The following is a 17,276-nucleotide window of genomic DNA, read 5'->3' on the forward strand; positions in this document are numbered from 1 at the left end:
TCCCGAGGAGCGCCGGCGTCCCAGTGGCATGAAAGCCCGTGTGCACCGCCTGACTGTCGTCGTACTCGTGTGCGGCCTTCTCGCTGGAATCCTCCTCCTGGTGCGCGCAGCTCACGTCGGCGCGACGTCGTCGGGGTGCGGAGCGATCCCCGCGAAGACCGGGACGGATGGCGCAACCGCCGGGCGGCTGCCTGAGGGTGCCCAGGTGATCGTCAAGTTCCGCCCCGGCTCGGTCGCTGGAGCATCGAGGAAGAGCCGCGAGTGCGTGCTCGATCAAGCGGGTGGACCGCTCGGAGTCAGCTTCCAGGAGCAGCGCACGCTCGGGACCGGTGCGACGCTGCTGGCCGCCGACCGATCGCTGTCCGCAGCCGAGGTGCGGCAGCTGGTGAACCGGCTCGAGCAGCACGCGGACGTCGAGTACGCCGCGCCGAACGAGACCGCGTACGCCGTGGGCGGCTAGCGTCATGGTGCTAGGCCCGCTGCGCGCGGCGTCGCCACGACTGTCCGGGACGGCCGCCATCTGCACGCACGTCATAGGTGCGCCGCTTCGCCGCCACGGCCCCCGTCATCCACCCGTCAGGTGAGCAGTCGGGTCCAGGCGCTCGCCAGCTCGTCGAGCATCTGCTCGCGGTCGAGCTTCCAGTCCGAGGCCTCCCAGTTCTGGGCGACGTAGTCGAGCTGCGCCATCGCCAGCACGCCGCGGAAGTGACGCTGGTACGGCGCGAAGCGACCCGCCTGCCTCAGCCCGTCCTCGATGTCGCTGATCGGCTCCTCGAGCCAGCGCTCGACGAGGTTGGCGAGATCGGGCTCCACGGTCGCGGCGTCGCGCCCGATGCGGATGATCGGGTGGATGACCGGCCAGCTGTCGGCCGCTCGGCGCAGCCACGCCTCGATCGCGTCGCGGGAGCCGTCGGCGACGGTCGCGACCAGGTCCTGCGCGGTCGACCCGTGCTCGGGGGAGCGTGACCGCTCGAGCAGCTCGTTGAGCCGCTCGTCGATGAGCGCCTTCATGAGGTCGCTGCGCGAGGGGAAGTACGCGTAGAACGTCACGCGGGTGGTGCCGGCCGCCTTCGCGATGTCGTCGACCGTGGTGGCGGCGTACCCCTTGGACTTGAAGAGCTCCAGGCCCGACTCGAGGAGGAGGCGACGGGTCATCTGCTTCTGGGCCTCGCGCAGGGTTGCCATGGCCGCACCCTAGTCCACGTGTGTACGGGAATCGGGCACTCCGACGCTTCATAATACACAACGAATCTTTGCTTGACATGGCGTAAACCATCGTGTCACGGTTCACGCCAGATCGCGTGATGCCCGTCACGTGACGGCCGGCCTCCGCCGTACCCGATCCCGGGGCAGGCGTGAGGCGGCCGGACCCACAAGCAAGGAGCGCTCGATGAGTGACACTCAGGTCCGGGGCTACGTCCCGACTCTGATCGCCGGATGTCTCGGCGTGTTCGTGGCGCAGGTGGCGTACTCGCTGCCGGCGTCGGTCTTGGGAACGATCCAGCAGGATCTCGGCATCTCGGGTGCCCAGCTCACGTGGGTGAGCGCGTCGTTCGCCACGGCGATGGTGATCTTCGAGCTCACCTTCGGCGTCTTCGGTGACATCTTCGGCCGCAAGCAGCTGCTCGTCGGCGGACTCGGCGTGCTGGTCGTCGGCGAGTTCGTCTCGCTAGCCGGCGCCGGCAACGTCCACGCCCTCTGGATCGGCCAGGCGATCGCCGGCATCGGCGCCGGGGCGCTCTACCCGATCTCGCTGACGATGATCGCGGCGCTCGCACCGAGCTCCGTCGTGCGGGCGCGCTCCATCGCCCTGTGGGCCGGGTTCCTCTCGATCGGCGCCGCGGTCTCGCCCATCGCTGCGGGCACGCTCGCCGAGAACGGCCACTGGAAGTCGTCGTTCTGGATCCCGATCGCCCTCGCGGCCGTCGCCCTGGTCGCGGCGTTCGCTGCGAAGAACTCCTCGGCGCCCGAGGGGCGCAGGCTCGACGTCCCGGGCCAGCTCACGCTCATCATCGGGCTCCTCGCCCTGGTCTGGGCGCTGACCCAGGGCTCCGAGGACGGGTACGGCCAGACCGGCATCCTGGCCGGGTTCGTGATCGCCGCGGTCTTCCTCGTCGCCTTCGTGGTGATCGAGGTCCGGAGCCCCTCCCCGCTGGTGCACCTCGACCTCTTCGCCAACCGGGCGTTCGCCGTCACCGGCATCGTCGCGATCGTGGGCATGTTCGCCTACCTGGCGATCTGCTTCTCGATGACGATGTTCCTGGGCGCGGTGATCCACATCGGCGCCGTCTACATCGGCATCCTGTTCCTGGTCATCCAGATCCCGGCACTGCTCCTGGTGCCCCTCGTCGCACGCCTGATCCACTCGGTCAGCCCCCAGTGGGTGCTGACGTGCGGCTTCGTCTGCATCGGCGCCGCGGGGCTCTGGGCGTCGCAGTTCGACGCGCACTCCTTCCTTGACGCCAACGGCGCGCCGCACGACGCCGACTTCGTCAGGTTCGTCCCGCCGATGATCCTCAACGGCATCGGCTTCGCCCTGACGGTCGGCTCGATCACCGCGGTCGCGATCAACGCGGTCCCGCTCCGGCTGGCGGGCATGGCCTCCGCGACCACCAACCTGCTGCGCGACTTCGGCTTCGCGATGGGTCCGGTCCTCGGCGGCGCGATCTACAACTCCATCGCCAACAGCAGGCTGGACGACGGCCTGGACGCGGCGCTCGGTGAGGCGGCCCAGCAGGGCTTCACCGTGCTCGGCCAGCCACTCGACCCGCACGTGCCGACCGACGCGGTGATGGGCGCGTTCCACGGCATCGCCCAGGACGGCGGCGCGCTCGCCGTCAACTCCGTGCCGGTGCTGTCGGACCCGGCGACGGGCAAGCCCTTCGTCGACATGCCGGCCGCACTGCACGACCTCGCCTTCACCTCGCTGTCGCACGCGTTCAACGTGACCTTCATGGTCGCCGGCGTCTGTGCGCTGGCCTCGGCGCTCCTGGCCGTCATCGGCCTGGCGGGGGCCAAGAGCGCGTCCCGGCAGGCCATCGATCTCGGCACCGACGTCGTCCACCAGGTGGCCGGCGTGGCGGAGGACGTCCAGCCGGCGTGACCCCCGAAGGGAGCCGTGCGCCGCTCACCGCGGCGTACGGCTTCTTCGTTTTCAAGATGTTTACACACTTGACATCGTGTAAATCGAACGATTACCGTGATAGGCGCCACAGGGTGCGCTGCACTACCCCACCGAACCGCGAGGCCCCCATGACCGCCACCACCAGCGTCAACACCGTGCTGGGTCCCGTTCCGGCAGCCGACCTCGGCGTCGTCGCCGTCCACGAGGCGCTCCTCTCGGTGCTGCCCGGCGCCCAGTTCGCCTACGACATCGAGCTCGACCGCGCTGCCGTCTTCCGGGAGGTGGCCGACAGGCTGACGGCGTTCAAGTCCGCCGGGGGCGGCACGGTCGTGGACGCCGGCGGCATGTACGCCGGCCGCGACGTCCCGCTCTACGAGGCGCTCTCGCGTGCCACGGGCGTCCACATCGTCGCCTCCTCGGGCCAGATGGAGACCGGCATGCTCGGCGGCTACTTCCTCACCCCGCAGACCGACCCTCCGACGCCGTGGCCGGCCGAGAGGTTCGCAGCGCTCTATGCCGCCGAGGTCACCGAGGGCATGGTCGTGCCGCGCGTCGAGCGCCGTGGCGCCGCCGGCATGATCTCGACGGCCGTCACCGCCGACTCGATGACGCCGACCGACGAGAGCCAGCTGCGGGGGTGCGCCCGCGCCGCGAAGGAGACCGGTGTCGCGCTGACGTTCCGCGCCGGCAGCGACCCGCTCGCCGAGCTCGCCGTCGCCCTCGAGGAGGGTCTCGCGGCCGAGCGCATCGCCGTCGCCGACGCGGGGGAGCAGGCCGAGAAGGTCGCCGCCGCCGGTGCCTTCGTCGTCTTCACCGACCTCGCGCGCGCCGTCGCCTTCGCGCAGGCCGGCGACGCCGAGAGGACGCTCGTCGCCACCGGCGGCGCGGCCGTCGCGTTCGGTCACGACGTCCCCCCGGCGGCGTACGACGAGCTCGTCCGCGGTGTGCCGGCCGAGCTGCGTCAGCAGCTGCTCGTCACCAACCCCGCCGCCCTGCTCGCCGTGAAGGAGGCGTGATCATGCCCTACGTCAGCCCCCGGATCGCTCCCCGCATCAACACCGTCCTCGGTCCGATCGCTCCGGAGGAGGCCGGCTTCGTCGCCATCCACGAGCACATCGGCTACGGCATGCCGGGCTCGGAGCTCGACCCTCAGTGGTGGAAGACCCCCGAGCAGCGCTACGAGGAGACCGTCCCGAAGCTGCGCATGTTCCACCAGAACACCCTGCGATGGGGCGGCGCGACCTTCGTGGACGCCACCGGCATCTGCAACGGGCGGGACGTCAGCTACTACCAGTCGCTCTCGGAGAAGACCGGCGTCCACATCGTCGCCTCGACCGGCTTCGTGGGAGGCGACACCGCCCTGCCGTTCTTCGAGCGCGCCGACGTGGACTACCTCTACCGCCAGTTCGTGCACGAGATCACCGTGGGCGTCGGGCGCACCGGCGGCAAGGCCGGGATCATCAAGGTCGGCGTCAGCCGCGGCTTCAGGATGAAGGAGCTCGACCTCCGGATCTACCGCGCGGCCGCCCGAGCCGCGCTGGAGACGGGTGTCCCGATCTTCACCCACCTCGCGGTCGACGCCGAGCCGGCCGTCGAGATCTTCGCCGAGGAGGGGCTCCCGCTCGACCGCGTCCTGTTCGGTCACGCCGACGACGGCGTCAGCCAGGGCAAGGTCCGCGACCGGTGGATCGCCGAGCAGGGCGGTCGGATCGGCTTCGACACCTTCGGCTACGACCTCGAGCTGCCCGACCCGCCGTTCTGGGGCCGTCCGCGGCAGGAGCGGCTGGAGCACTTCCTCGGCTACCTGCGCGACGGCCTGGTCGACAGCGTCCTCGCCTCGGCCGACGCCAACTGCAGCCCGCTCGGCTGGCCGGGCGTCAAGGGCCACACCGTCAACTACCTGTTCGACACCCTCTTCCCGGCGCTGCGCCAGCACGGCGTGGACGACGCCACGATCGACCGGATCTTCGTGGAGCTCCCGGCCGCCTTCCTGACCCTCCAGCCGCAGAACTGAGCCTCGAGTCGCGCGTCGCAACTCCTCGACCACCGAAAGAGATCCCCATGGACATCACGAACCTCAACATCGCCATCGTGGGTGCCGGCTACGCCGGTGCCGCAGCGGCCAAGGCGCTCAGCAACCTCGGCGCGAGCGTGACGGTCTACGAGCAGGCCTCGCAGATCCGCGAGGTCGGGGCCGGCATCGGCCTGCGCCCGTCCTCGATGCACCAGTTCGACCGGTGGGGGATCGGCGACGCGATCAAGGCCGTCACCTCGCCGAGCGACGCCTTCGAGATCCTGACCGCCGACGCCCACCGCATCGCGCAGGAGGAGTGGCCGGAGAAGGAGGCGTACGGCGAGACCACGAACTTCATCCACCGCGGCGACTTCATCGAGGCGCTCGTCGGCACCCTCCCGGCCGGCATGGTGAGGCTCGGCCACAAGCTGGAGTCGATCGTCGACGACGGCGCCCGCGCCACGCTGACCTTCACCAACGGCGAGAGCGTCACCGCCGACCTGGTGATCGGAGCCGACGGGATCAACTCGGTGGTCCGCAACGAGCTCTTCAGCACGGCGGCGCCGGTCTTCGCCGGGGAGCACGCCTACCGCGTCGTGATCGACATCGACAAGACCTTCGGGATGGTCGACGACGGCAACCTGCGGATGTACATCGGCCGCGGCACGAAGATCTACCTGCTGCCGCTCAAGCACCGCCACCAGGTGTCGTTCGACATCACCGCGCTCAGCCCCGACAGCACGTGGGCGCCCGAGGTCACCCTGGCCGACGTGCTCGCGACCGTCGAGGGGTTCGACGAGCGCCTGGTGAGGATCACCGAGGGCCTGGACATGTCGGCGGTCAACGTCCGCGCGGTCTACGACATCGACCCGGTGGAGGAGTGGCACACCGACTCGGTCGTGCTGATCGGCGACGCCGCACACGCGATGTGCCACCACCAGGGCCAGGGCGCCAACTCGGCCATCCTCGACGCCGGCGCGATCGCCGACGCGCTGGCCGGGGCCGACTCCGTCCGGGAGGCGCTGGCGACGTTCACGGCGGTCCGCAAGCCGGTCACCGACGAGCTCCAACGGATCTCGCGCAACGGCTGGACCGACGACGAGCTCGACGACGTCTTCCCCGGCCAGAAGCCCGGCCAGATCGCCGCGACGACGGCGACGGTCTGAGCACGATGTCGACCGAGGGGCGGCTCCACCCGGAGATCGCCAGGATCATCGCCCACCTGCCGCACCCGGAGCTGCCGCTGGACCCGGTCGCGATGCGTGCCGCCGAGGAGGCGCTGGTGCCACCCGTCGAGCAGCGGCTGCCGCTCGCCGCCGTCGAGGACGACACCCTGGCGACGTACGCGGGCGAGGTCCCGGTGCGGATCTACACACCCGTCGAGGCCGACGCGTACGGCGTGCTGGTCTACTTCCACGGCGGCGCGTTCTTCCTCGGCAGCCTCGAGACCCACGACCACGTCGCCCGGGCGCTGGCCCACGAGACCGGGCTCCAGGTCGTCGCGGTCGGCTACCGCCGGGCCCCGGAGGCGGAGTACCCCGCCGGTCTGGAGGACTGCCACGCCGTCGTCCGCTGGATCGCCGAGCACCCGGCCGCCCTGGCGTGGGACGGCGAGACCCTGGCGATCGCCGGCGACAGCTCCGGTGGGACGTTCGTGGCCGCCGTGGCCGCGATGGCGAGGGACGAGGGCCTCGACTCGATCACCCACCAGGTGCTCTTCTACCCGTCGCTCGACCTCGACTTCGACGAGTGCCGCTATCCGTCGCTGGTCGAGAACGCGGTCGGCTACGGCCTCGAGACCGCCGGCCTGAGGCCGTTCAACGCCTTCTACCTCGACTCCGGCGCTGACCCGGACGACCCCCGGGTCTCGCCGATCAAGCGCGCCGACCTGTCGGGGCTGCCGCAGGCGCTCATCATCACCGGCGAGCTCGACCCGCTGCGCGACGAGGGCGAGCGCTACGGGGCGCGGCTCAAGGAGGCCGGCGTCGACGCCGTCGTCAGCCGCTACGAAGGTGCCGGCCACGGGTTCGTCCAGCACTTCTCCTGGATCCCCGACTACCACCGGGCCTTCACCGAGACCGCTCAGTTCCTGGCAGGAGGGCGCAGATGACCGTCGACGTCCACCCGATCGCGGCGCCGTGGGGGCGCTTCGCCCTCTACAGCTTCCTCATCGACGGCTCCGCCGTGGGCGGCGACCTCGCCCTCGTCGACACCGGCGTCACGGCGTCGGCGGCGGGGGTGCCCGGCGAGCTCGAGCGGCTCGGCCGGCGCATCGAGGACGTGAGGTGGATCCTGCTCACGCACGGCCACATCGACCACGTCGGCGGCGCCCATGCGCTGTGGGAGGCGACCGGCCGCACCGCGCGGGTCGTCATCTCCGAGACCGACGCGCACTTCCTCCGCTCGCGTCGCGCGCACGTCGAGGAGGCGCTCACGCTGCGAGGAGAGTTCGTCGACGCGGTCGCGCTCGAGGCGAGGAAGACCGCGGAGACGCTCGACGCCATCTCCGGGGAGATGGAGCCGACCCTGACCGTGAGCGACGGCGACGTGCTGGACCTCGGCGGTGTGGCCGTGCGGGTCGTCGCCACCCCGGGCCACACCCCGGGCGCGGTCGCGTACGTCGTCGGCGACCCGGCCCTCGACGGTCACGTCTTCGTGGGCGACGCCGCCCAGTGCTACGGCGCGGCGAGCGGCTTCCCCGGCTACGAGGACCCTGACGCCTACCGTGCCTCGCTGGAGAGGGTCCTCGCCCTCGACCCGGCGCACCTCTACCTCGGCCATCCCTACCGCCGGCAGGACGGGACCCCCTTCCCGGTCGCCCTCGACAGGGACGGCGCCCGCGAGGCGCTCACGGCCAGCCTCGAGAGGGAGGCCCAGGTCCGGGCGGCGATGGAGGGCCACGTCGCGAGCGGGTCGGAGTCGCCGTACTCGCCGTTCGAGAAGGTCGCCCGCGAGCTCGGCTACAGCGGAGACCCGACCCTCGAGCCGTCGCCGTTCTTCACCACGCTGCACGGCTACACCCAGTCATCCGGCAAGGCACCCGGCAAGGAGCTCCCATGACCGCGCGCGAGACGACGCAACGCACCATCGACGCCGGTGGGCGCAAGATCACCGTGCTCAAGGACCTGGGCGTCCCGACGCGCGACGGCGTGGTGCTGGCCGCCGACGCCTACACCGAGGACCTGGACGCGCCGCGTCCGGCGCTGGTCGCCCTCTCGCCGTACGGCAAGGAGCTGCAGGCGCTCGCCCTCACGATGCCGCCGCAGCGTCGCCCCTCCCCGATGTGGGACGGCTGCATCGAGGCCGGCGACATCGCGCGCGTCGTCGCCGAGGGCTACGTCCACGTGATCGGCGACCTGCGCGGCTCGGGCTACTCGGAGGGCGAGCACATCGGCAACTACAACGCCGGCGGCGTGCCGCTCGGCCAGGACGCCTACGACTTCATCGAGTGGGTCGCCGCGCAGCCGTGGTGCGACGGCAACGTCGGCATGATCGGCATCTCGTACTTCGGGTCCATGCAGGTCCTCGCGGCGGCCGAGCGGCCGCCGTCGCTCAAGGCCATCTTCGTGTCCGGGGGCCACTACGACTTCTACGAGACGACCTACCACGGCGGCGTCATGTGGCTCATGCCGCGCGCCGCGCGCGAGGGCCGCGGCGGCGACTCCGGGTGGGCGTTCACCGACGGGGTGAGGTCTCGGATGCTCGAGACCTACAGCGCCGAGGAGATCGAGGTGAGGGTCGCGGAGCGGCTCGCCGACCCCGACGTACAGGCGTGGCCGAACCTCTTCCACACGCTGCACTACCCGACGAACCACGAGGCCTGGTTCGACATCGTGATGAACGACGTCGACGGCGAGTGGTACGAGGAGCGCAACCCGGTCAACCTCGCCGAGAACATCGACATCCCGGTCTGGCTGCAGATCGACCAGGGTCGCGGCTGGACGCTCGACGGCACCATCGAGTGCTTCGACCGCATCCCCGCCGCGCACAAGAAGCTCACGATCGGCCCCTACCCGCCGATGCAGTCGCGCCCCTTGATCGAGGAGCACGACAAGATGTTCCGCTGGTATGACAAGTGGCTCAAGGGCATCGACAACGGCGTCGACGACGAGCCGGCGGTCTCGGTCTTCGTCGAGGGCACCCGGGAGTACGTCGTCGGCGACGCCTTCCCGCCGAAGCCGGTCGAGCACCGCGAGCTCTTCTTGCGTCCGCGCCGCTCGCTCTCCTTCGAGCCGGAGACCATGGGACCGGAGTTCGCGGCCCCCGACGGGTTCTTCCAGGCGCCGCTGACCGTGACCGACCGGGTCGAGATCCTGTCGTGGTCCACCGCGGCGTTCGAGGAGCCGGCGACCCTGATGGGCACGGGTGCCTTCCACCTGTTCGCCTCGATCGACCAGGACGACACCAACTGGATCATGCGGATGTGGGACGAGGGCCCCGGCGGCCAGCGGCAGCTCCTCACCACGGCGTACCTGAAGGCGTCGATGCGCGAGCTCGACCCCGAGGCGTCGACCGTCGGCAGCCCGGTGCACCCGCTCACCCGCAAGGTGCCGGTGACGCCGGGCGCCATCGAGGAGTACGTGCTGCGGGTCTATCCGATGGCCGCGACGATCCTGACGGGTCACCGGATCGTGGTCGAGCTCTCCTGCAACGAGCCGATGGTCGACGCCCACAACTCACTGCTGCCGCCGGACGCGTTCCACGTGCCCGTCGGCCGCCCGGTCCAGCACACGATCTACCGCGACGCCGAGCACCCCTCGCGGCTCGTGCTGCCGTTCACCACCGACGAAGTCTGAGCGCCCGCCGAGTCGGCGCAACCTCGCAGCTCACAGGGGCCGAGTCGGCGCAACCTCGCAGCTCGCCGGGGCCGAGTCGGCGCAACCTCGCAGCTCACAGGGGCCGAGTCGCGTGCGAAGTTGCGCCGACTCGGCCTTGCTGGCGTGCGATGTTGCGCCGACTCGGCCCTGGGAGTCGCGCTCGTTCCGGGTACTGCCAGTGCCTCCTTCGTGCGGGGAACGCGGCCTACCGTGGGGGGATGGACAAGATCGACCTGCGCGCCGAGGTGCGTGAGTTCCTCAGCAGCCGCCGAGCCCGGATCACACCGGAGCAGGCCGGGCTGCCGGCGTACGGCGGCAACCGGCGGGTGAAGGGGCTGCGCCGCGAGGAGGTCGCGATGCTGGCCGGCGTGTCGGTGGACTACTACGTCCGGATGGAGCGCGGCGACCTCGGCGGTGCCTCCGAGGGCGTGCTCGACTCGCTGGCCCAGGCGCTTCGGCTCGACGAGGCCGAGCGCGACCACCTCTTCGCACTCGCCCGCGAGGCCGGGCCGACCAGGACGCGACGTCGCCCCACGGCGAAGACGGTCCGCCCCGTCATCCAGCAGGTCCTCGACGCGATCACCGACGCTCCCGCCTGGGTGCGCAACGGGCGCCACGACATCGTGGCGATGAACCCGCTCGCTCGCGCGCTCTACGCCCCGGTGCTGTCCTCCCCGGTCGCGGGTGCCACCGACCGCCGGCCGGCCAACACGACCCGGTTCGTCTACCTCGACCCAGCGGCACGCGACTTCTTCATGGACTACGACGTGATCGCCAACGACGCCGCCGCGATGCTGCGCCTCGAGGCAGGGCGCAACCCGCACGACAAGGACCTGATCGCCCTGGTCGGTGAGCTCTCCACGCAGAGCGAGCTCTTCCGCCAGCGCTGGGCCTCGCAGGACGTGAAGCTCCACCAGTCCGGTCGCAAGCGTCTGCGCCACCCCGTGGTCGGCGAGCTCGACATGAACTTCGAGGGCATGCAGCTCCCGTCCGAGCCGGGCCTGCAGCTCAACGTCTACACCGCCGACCCGAACACCCCGACCTTCGACAACCTGCGCCTGCTGGCCTCCTGGGCCGCCACGCAGGAGGCCACGGCTGAGGTCGCGCCGGGTCGGTAGACGGCCTCGGCAGTCGGTCGCGAGGCCGCCTGAGGGGTACTGGCATTACCCCGAACGACAGGCACTCCCACATGGCCGGGTGCCGACGTTGACTGGAGTCATGCGAGCCACCTACATGTACGCCGCCGGCGACGTCCGCGTCGTCACCGCCCCCGACCCGAAGGTCGTCGAGACCACCGACGCCCTGGTGGAGGTCACCCGCTCCTGCATCTGCGGCTCCGACCTGCACCCCTACCACTCGCTGCCGACGACCCCGGCCGGCACCTCGATGGGCCACGAGCTCATCGGCGTCGTGACCGAGGTCGGCGCCGACGTCACCACCCTGGCGCCGGGCGACTTCGTCATCGCGCCGTTCGCGATCTCGTGCGGCACGTGCGAGTTCTGCCGCGCCGGCCTGCAGACCTCCTGCGTGCGCGGAGGCTTCTGGAACGACGCCCAGCTCGGCACCGCCGGTGCTCAGGCCGAGGCGGTCCGCGTCCCGTACGCCGACGGCACCCTCGTGAAGGTCCCCGGTGTCGACCCGGCCACCGCCGACGAGGGCCTGCTGGCCTCGCTGCTGACCCTCTCCGACGTCTACGGCACCGGCTGGCACGCCGCGGTCCGGGCCGGCGTCACGGCCGGGGACACCGTCGCGGTCATCGGCGACGGCGCCGTCGGCCTCCTGGCGGTGCTCTCCGCCAAGCAGCTCGGTGCCGAGCGGATCGTGCTGATGGGCCGCCACCAGGTCCGCACCGACCTGGGCCGGGAGTTCGGCGCCACCGACGTCGTCGCCGAGCGCGGCGAGGACGGCATCGGCCAGGTGCTCGAGCTGACCGGCGGCGGTGCCACCCGGGTGCTCGAGGCTGTCGGCCACCTGCCGGCGTACGAGCAGGCCGTCGGGATCGTCCGCCCCGGCGGCGTCATCTCCCGGGTCGGGGTGCCGCAGTACGCCGACGGCCCGATCGGCTGGCCCTTCTTCGGCAAGAACGCCACGCTCACCGGCGGCCCAGCGCCCGTACGCGCCTACATCGAGCGGCTCCTGCCCGGCGTCCTCGACGGCACCGTCGACCCGGGCCGGGTCTTCGACCGCACGATCTCGCTCGACGAGGTCCCCGAGGGCTACGCGGCCATGGACAGCCGGCAGGCACTCAAGGTCATGGTCAAGGCCTGACCGGGCTCAACCCCCAGCACCGCGACCCCGACGACAGGAGAAGGACATGCAGATCGACCCCCGACAGCCCACCAGGAAGAACCCGCCCGAGCAGTTCACCGGCGACGTCTGGCTCGACCCGATCGCCTCGCCGCGCGAGCCCGGACAGCACATGGTCGTGGCGCGCGTGCGCTTCGCGCCAGGCGCACGGACGGCCTGGCACTCCCACGTCCTCGGGCAGACCCTGCACGTGACCCAGGGCGTCGCCTGGGTGCAGTCCCGCGGCGGCGACAAGGTCGAGGCCCACCCCGGTCAGACGCTCTACTGCCCGCCGGGCGAGGAGCACTGGCACGGTGCCTCGCCCGACACCTTCATGGAGCACCTCGCGATGCTCGAGCTGGGCGACGACCCGGCGACCGGCACGACCTGGCTCGAGCACGTCACCGACGAGGAGTACATCCGATGATGAGCCTGACACTGAACAACCACGTGAAGATGCCGGCCCTCGGGCTCGGGGTGTTCCAGACCCCGCCGGACGAGACCCGAGCGGCCGTCGAGGCGGCGCTGAGCACGGGCTACCGACACATCGACACCGCCGCGGCGTACGGCAACGAGCGTGAGGTCGGCCAAGCCATCCGCGCCTCCGGCCTGCCCCGGGACGAGGTCTTCGTGGAGACCAAGATCTGGATCAGCGACTACGGGTACGACGAGACGCTGCACGGGTTCGAGAAGAGCGCCGCGCTCGACACCGACCAGCGCGGCGGCCCCGAGCCGACCGACGTCACGCTGGAGGCCTTCGGCCGCGAGATCCCCGAAGCCTGAGGCCGAGTCGGCGCAACTTCGCACTCTCAGGGGCTCGAGTCGGCGCATCCTGACACTCCTCAGAGGCTCGAGTCGGCGCAACTTCACACTCTCAGAGGCTCGAGTCGGCGCATCCTCGCAGCGGCGGTGCGAGGATGCGCCGACTCGGCAGTCCTGGGGTGCGAGGTTGCGCCGACTCGGCACTTCCTGGGGTGCGAGGATGCGCCGACTCGGCAGTCCTGGGGTGCGAGGATGCGCCGACTCGGCAGTCCTGGGGTGCGAGGTTGCGCCGACTCGGCATCAGGCCCTGTGGAGGAGGCCTTGCCGGCGAGCGACCGCGAAGGACCACCCGATCGTCACGACGGCGGCGGTCGTGGTCAGGGTGATGATCGCGCCGCCCTTGATCAGCATGAAGTTCGACAGCGAGAGCGTCTGCAGCAGCCACAGGGTGATGACCGCCTTGACCAGGATGACCAGGCCCCACATGAGGGTCAGTCTCCAGAACAGCGCACGGATCTGAGGCCGCGCGGCGACCTCCGCGCTCACCGGGTAGAACTCCGGAGCGAGACGTGCGATCACCGGGCGGGCCGTGCACAGCGAGCCCAGGAAGATGGTCGCCACCGCGGCGTCGGCGAAGACCGGCTGAACGAAGTAGACGAAGGTGTTCCCGGTGGCGAGGGTGAAGGCCGTCTTCACCGTGAGGATCCCCAGGCTCAGCAGTACGAGCCCCGACACCGGTCGACCGGTGGCATGCCGCCAACACATCACGCCTACCATCCAGGCGAGCCCGACGATCACGGCGACGGCGATGTTGAACGTGCGCATCGTCGTCCACAACAGGACCGCGGGGATGAACACCGCGGTGCCGAGGGTGACGCCGACGCGTGCCAGGACGGCTTTCGGGTGTGGGTGCGGGTGTGCGGGCGCGGGCGTGGCCTGCGTCGCGATCCCGCTCATCGTTGTCATCGTGGCCCCGCCCCGGCTCAGCACCGGTAAGCCCGGTCCCTCCACGGTACCCACCAGCAGGCGGGCACGATCCCTGATCACGTGCCGGGGTCGTCGCTCCGCGGGCGCGTCGCACGGCGAGCCCCGGACTGATCGGAGCGCGAGCTCATCCGATAGGCCAGGAAGACCCCGACGCACACGATCAGCAGGATCACGAGCGCCACGATGAGGTAGACCCCGGGGGTGGTGATGGCCACGACCATGGCAAGCACGTTGCCTCGGTCGCCGTACGCGGGGCTCACCCGAAAGGGATGAACGGCCCGCACCGCGGGACGCGCCGACGCCGAGCCCGACCACTACATCTAGGTAGTTACAACGACGGGATTCCCAGGTATGGTGGTCAACGCAGCTGGTTCGGCGCCTCCGCCAGAGACGTCGTCGCAAGAGGGAACCCCGGTGTGAGTCCGGGACTGCCCCGCAGCGGTGAGTGGGAACGACCTCCGTCATCAAGCACTGGATCAGCCGATCCGGGAAGCGACGGACAGTAGGCCAAGCAACTGCCCACGAGTCCGAAGACCTGCCAGCTCTCCGCCGCCCATCGGCGGAGGTCCGCGACCTCGAGGGAGGGTCAGGGGATCATCAGCGACGCCCCGTGAGGTCGTCCGTCCCCTCCACCGCGCAGGTCGTGGAAGCACCACAGACAGGTTGCTTCACGAGGGGTGGATGCGCTGATGAGCACGACGCACGACCAGAAAGACCAGACGGACCACGAGCAGACCGCGATCACGGTCCTCAAGCGGGACGGCTCCCGCGTGGCGTACGACGGCTACGAGATCGCGAGGTCGATCGAGGAGGCCGCGGCCGGGCTCGACGACGAGGTGGCACGGGCAACCCAGCTGCGCTCGGAGCTGGAGATCACGCTCTTCGACGGGATCACCAGCGAGCAGCTGGACGAGGCGGTCATCCAGGTGGCCCTGCAGAACGTCAAGGACGACCCGGCGTACGACACCATCGCCTCCCGGCTGCTGGTGAAGAGCCTCTACAAGGCGATCTTCGGCGAGGGCGTGACCCGCGACGAGGTGCACGCCTTCCACGGCGAGGCCTTCGTCGGCTTCGTCGAGCGCGGTGTCGAGCTCGGCCTGCTCGACAGCCGGTTGCGCGACTTCGACGTGCAGCGCCTCGGCGCCGCGCTCGACCCGGACCGCGACGACCTGCTGCGCTACATCGGCCTGCAGACGATGCGCACCCGCTACATGATCTCGGCGCCGGACGGCCGGCAGCTGGAGATGCCGCAGTTCTTCTGGATGCGCGTAGCGATGGGCCTGGCGCTCAACGAGGAGGACAGGGACGCCGCGGCGATCCGGTTCTACGACAAGATGTCGCGGCTGGAGTACCTCGCCGCCGGCTCGACGCTCGTCAACGCCGGGACGTCGTACGCCCAGCTCTCCAACTGCTTCGTCATGCAGATGGAGGACGAGATCGAGCACATCGCCAAGTCGGTGCGCGACGTCATGTGGCTGACCAAGGGCACCGGCGGCATCGGGCTCTCGGTCACCAAGCTGCGCTCCGAGGGCTCGCCGATCAGGTCCAACAACACGGTCTCCACCGGGCCGATCCCGTTCATGCACACGATCGACTCGACGCTGCGCGCGGTCAGCCGCGGCGGCAAGAAGTTCGGCGCGCTGTGCTTCTACATCGAGAACTGGCATCTCGACTTCGCCCAGTTCCTCGACCTGCGGCAGAACTCGGGCGACCCCTACCGGCGCACCCGCACCGCCAACACGGCCGTGTGGATCAGCGACGAGTTCATGAAGCGGGTCGACGCCGACCAGCCCTGGTATCTCTTCGACCCCGCCGAGGTGCCCGACCTGGTCGAGCTCACCGGCCGCGCGTTCTCGGAGCGCTACCGCGAGTACGTCGCCCTGGCCGATGCCGGCCAGCTGCGGCACAAGAAGCTCGGCGCCCGCGAGCAGTTCCGGGCGATCCTGACCTCGCTGCAGTCCACCTCGCACCCGTGGCTGACCTGGAAGGACACCATCAACACCCGTGCCCTCAACGACAACACGGGCACGATCCACCTCTCCAACCTGTGCACCGAGATCACGCTGCCGCAGGACCGCGACAACGTCTCGGTCTGCAACCTGGCCTCGATCAACCTCTCGCGCCACGTGACCGGCCGGCGTCAGCACGCCACGATCGACTGGGACCGGCTGGCCGAGTCGACCCGCCTCGCGGTCCGCCAGCTCGACAACCTCATCGACATCACGATCTCCTCGGTGTCCGAGTCCGAGCGCTCCAACGAGCTCAACCGGGCGCTCGGGCTGGGGGTGATGGGCTTCACCGACGTCGTCGAGCGGTTCGGCTTCTCCTATGAGTCGAGTGCGGCGTACGACCTGATCGACCGCCTCATGGAGTTCGTCTCCTGGCACGCGATCGACGCCTCGGCGGACCTCGCCCGCGAGCGCGGCGCCTACCCGAACTTCGAGGGCTCGAAGTGGAGCAAGGGACTCGTCCCGGTCGACACGATCAACCTGCTCGAGAAGGACCGTGGCGTCCCGGTCGCGGTCGACCGGAGCGAGCGGCTCGACTGGGACGCCCTGCGCGCGAAGGTCGCCGGCGGCATCCGCAACTCCACCCTGATGGCGATTGCGCCGACGGCCTCGATCGGCCTGGTCGCCGGCACCACGCCCGGCCTCGACCCGCAGTTCAGCCAGATCTTCAGCCGCACCACCAGCTCCGGGAAGTTCCTGGAGGTCAACCGCAACCTCGTCGAGGACCTGCGCGCGGCCGGGCTGTGGGAGCAGGTCCGCGACGCGCTGCTGCGCCACCAGGGCGACCTGTCCAAGGTCGCGGCCGAGCACGAGGCGGTCCCGGCGGAGCTGGTCGAGATCTACCAGACGTCGTTCCAGCTCTCGGGCCGCGCCTACCTCGAGGTCGCCGCCCGCGCGCAGAAGTGGATCGACCAGGCGATCAGCCGCAACATCTACCTCGCTGACCGCAGCGTGTCGAACATGACGGACCTCTACGCCGACGCGTGGCGGATGGGCGTCAAGACGACCTACTACCTGCACATGATGCCGCGGCACACCGCCGAGCAGAGCACCGTCAAGGTCAACAAGGCGGAGCAGGCCCAGTCCGCCGGCGCCGGAGCCGGCGTACGCCGGGGGTTCGGTGCGGCGGTGGCACCACCGCCGCCCGTGTTGCCGGTGGTGCCCGTCGTGCCCGCTGACGTGCAGGTGCTGGAGGTCGTCGACGCGGCTCCCGACGAGGCCCTGTGCCCCGTCGACCCCCAGGAGCGTCTCCAGTGCGAGTCGTGCCAGTGAGCGCC

General features: G+C 70.5%; 16 protein-coding genes and 1 riboswitch. Of the genes, 13 read left to right on the top strand and 3 right to left on the bottom strand.

Annotated elements, in window-relative coordinates; genetic code table 11:
- Window positions 1-100 precede the first annotated feature (100 nt).
- Window positions 101-460, top strand: a complete 360-nt coding sequence (locus tag ABD205_RS07220) for a hypothetical protein (protein ID WP_344043881.1) — start codon at window positions 101-103, stop codon at window positions 458-460.
- 116 nt (window positions 461-576) lie between these two features.
- Here ABD205_RS07220 and ABD205_RS07225 read toward each other — a convergent pair whose 3' ends face one another.
- A complete protein-coding gene (locus ABD205_RS07225) occupies window positions 577-1,185 on the bottom strand; it encodes a TetR/AcrR family transcriptional regulator (RefSeq protein WP_344043883.1) in 609 nt (202 codons plus the stop codon).
- 205 nt (window positions 1,186-1,390) lie between these two features.
- Here ABD205_RS07225 and ABD205_RS07230 point away from each other — a divergent pair, with 205 nt between their 5' ends.
- From ABD205_RS07230 to ABD205_RS07280, 11 genes are all read left to right on the top strand, one after another.
- Window positions 1,391-3,103 (top strand): MFS transporter, encoded by a 1,713-nt coding sequence (locus ABD205_RS07230; RefSeq protein ID WP_344043885.1) that lies wholly within the window; start codon window positions 1,391-1,393, stop codon window positions 3,101-3,103.
- Between the two features lie 149 nt (window positions 3,104-3,252).
- Entirely contained in the window at window positions 3,253-4,140 is an 888-nt protein-coding gene (locus ABD205_RS07235) for a phosphotriesterase family protein (RefSeq protein ID WP_344043887.1), read from the top strand.
- Window positions 4,141-4,142: 2 nt separating this feature from the next.
- Window positions 4,143-5,138 (top strand): phosphotriesterase family protein, encoded by a 996-nt coding sequence (locus ABD205_RS07240; RefSeq protein WP_344043889.1) that lies wholly within the window; start codon window positions 4,143-4,145, stop codon window positions 5,136-5,138.
- A gap of 47 nt (window positions 5,139-5,185) precedes the next feature.
- Window positions 5,186-6,304 (top strand): FAD-dependent oxidoreductase, encoded by a 1,119-nt coding sequence (locus tag ABD205_RS07245; RefSeq protein WP_344043891.1) that lies wholly within the window; start codon window positions 5,186-5,188, stop codon window positions 6,302-6,304.
- A 5-nt stretch (window positions 6,305-6,309) separates the two neighbouring features.
- Window positions 6,310-7,248, top strand: coding sequence for an alpha/beta hydrolase (locus ABD205_RS07250; protein WP_344043893.1), 939 nt, complete (start codon window positions 6,310-6,312; stop codon window positions 7,246-7,248).
- On the top strand, window positions 7,245-8,198 hold the full coding sequence (locus ABD205_RS07255) for an MBL fold metallo-hydrolase (protein WP_344043896.1): 954 nt from the start codon (window positions 7,245-7,247) through the stop codon (window positions 8,196-8,198). The genes ABD205_RS07250 and ABD205_RS07255 overlap by 4 nt, the downstream gene beginning before the upstream one ends.
- Window positions 8,195-9,934, top strand: a complete 1,740-nt coding sequence (locus ABD205_RS07260) for a CocE/NonD family hydrolase (RefSeq protein WP_344043898.1) — start codon at window positions 8,195-8,197, stop codon at window positions 9,932-9,934. The genes ABD205_RS07255 and ABD205_RS07260 overlap by 4 nt, the downstream gene beginning before the upstream one ends.
- A gap of 239 nt (window positions 9,935-10,173) precedes the next feature.
- Entirely contained in the window at window positions 10,174-11,073 is a 900-nt protein-coding gene (locus ABD205_RS07265; protein WP_344043900.1) for a helix-turn-helix transcriptional regulator, read from the top strand.
- Window positions 11,074-11,173: 100 nt separating this feature from the next.
- On the top strand, window positions 11,174-12,223 hold the full coding sequence (locus tag ABD205_RS07270; RefSeq protein ID WP_344043902.1) for an alcohol dehydrogenase catalytic domain-containing protein: 1,050 nt from the start codon (window positions 11,174-11,176) through the stop codon (window positions 12,221-12,223).
- Window positions 12,224-12,269: 46 nt separating this feature from the next.
- Complete coding sequence (locus tag ABD205_RS07275) at window positions 12,270-12,668, top strand: (R)-mandelonitrile lyase (protein ID WP_344043904.1); 399 nt, start codon at window positions 12,270-12,272, stop codon at window positions 12,666-12,668.
- Window positions 12,668-13,024 (top strand): aldo/keto reductase, encoded by a 357-nt coding sequence (locus tag ABD205_RS07280; RefSeq protein WP_344043906.1) that lies wholly within the window; start codon window positions 12,668-12,670, stop codon window positions 13,022-13,024. The genes ABD205_RS07275 and ABD205_RS07280 overlap by 1 nt, the downstream gene beginning before the upstream one ends.
- 279 nt (window positions 13,025-13,303) lie before the next feature.
- Here ABD205_RS07280 and ABD205_RS07285 read toward each other — a convergent pair whose 3' ends face one another.
- Window positions 13,304-13,960: a VC0807 family protein gene (locus ABD205_RS07285; protein WP_344043908.1), complete on the bottom strand. Its 657-nt coding sequence runs from the start codon at window positions 13,958-13,960 to the stop codon at window positions 13,304-13,306.
- 86 nt (window positions 13,961-14,046) lie between these two features.
- On the bottom strand, window positions 14,047-14,250 hold the full coding sequence (locus tag ABD205_RS07290; protein ID WP_344043910.1) for a hypothetical protein: 204 nt from the start codon (window positions 14,248-14,250) through the stop codon (window positions 14,047-14,049).
- A 91-nt stretch (window positions 14,251-14,341) separates the two neighbouring features.
- Window positions 14,342-14,547: riboswitch (cobalamin riboswitch) on the top strand.
- Window positions 14,548-14,679: 132 nt separating this feature from the next.
- Between ABD205_RS07290 and ABD205_RS07295 the strand changes: the two genes are divergently transcribed.
- Entirely contained in the window at window positions 14,680-17,271 is a 2,592-nt protein-coding gene (locus ABD205_RS07295) for a ribonucleoside-diphosphate reductase subunit alpha (protein ID WP_344043912.1), read from the top strand.
- Window positions 17,272-17,276 lie beyond the last annotated feature (5 nt).

Source organism: Nocardioides panacihumi, assembly GCF_039530925.1.
GTDB lineage: Bacteria > Actinomycetota > Actinomycetes > Propionibacteriales > Nocardioidaceae > Nocardioides > Nocardioides panacihumi.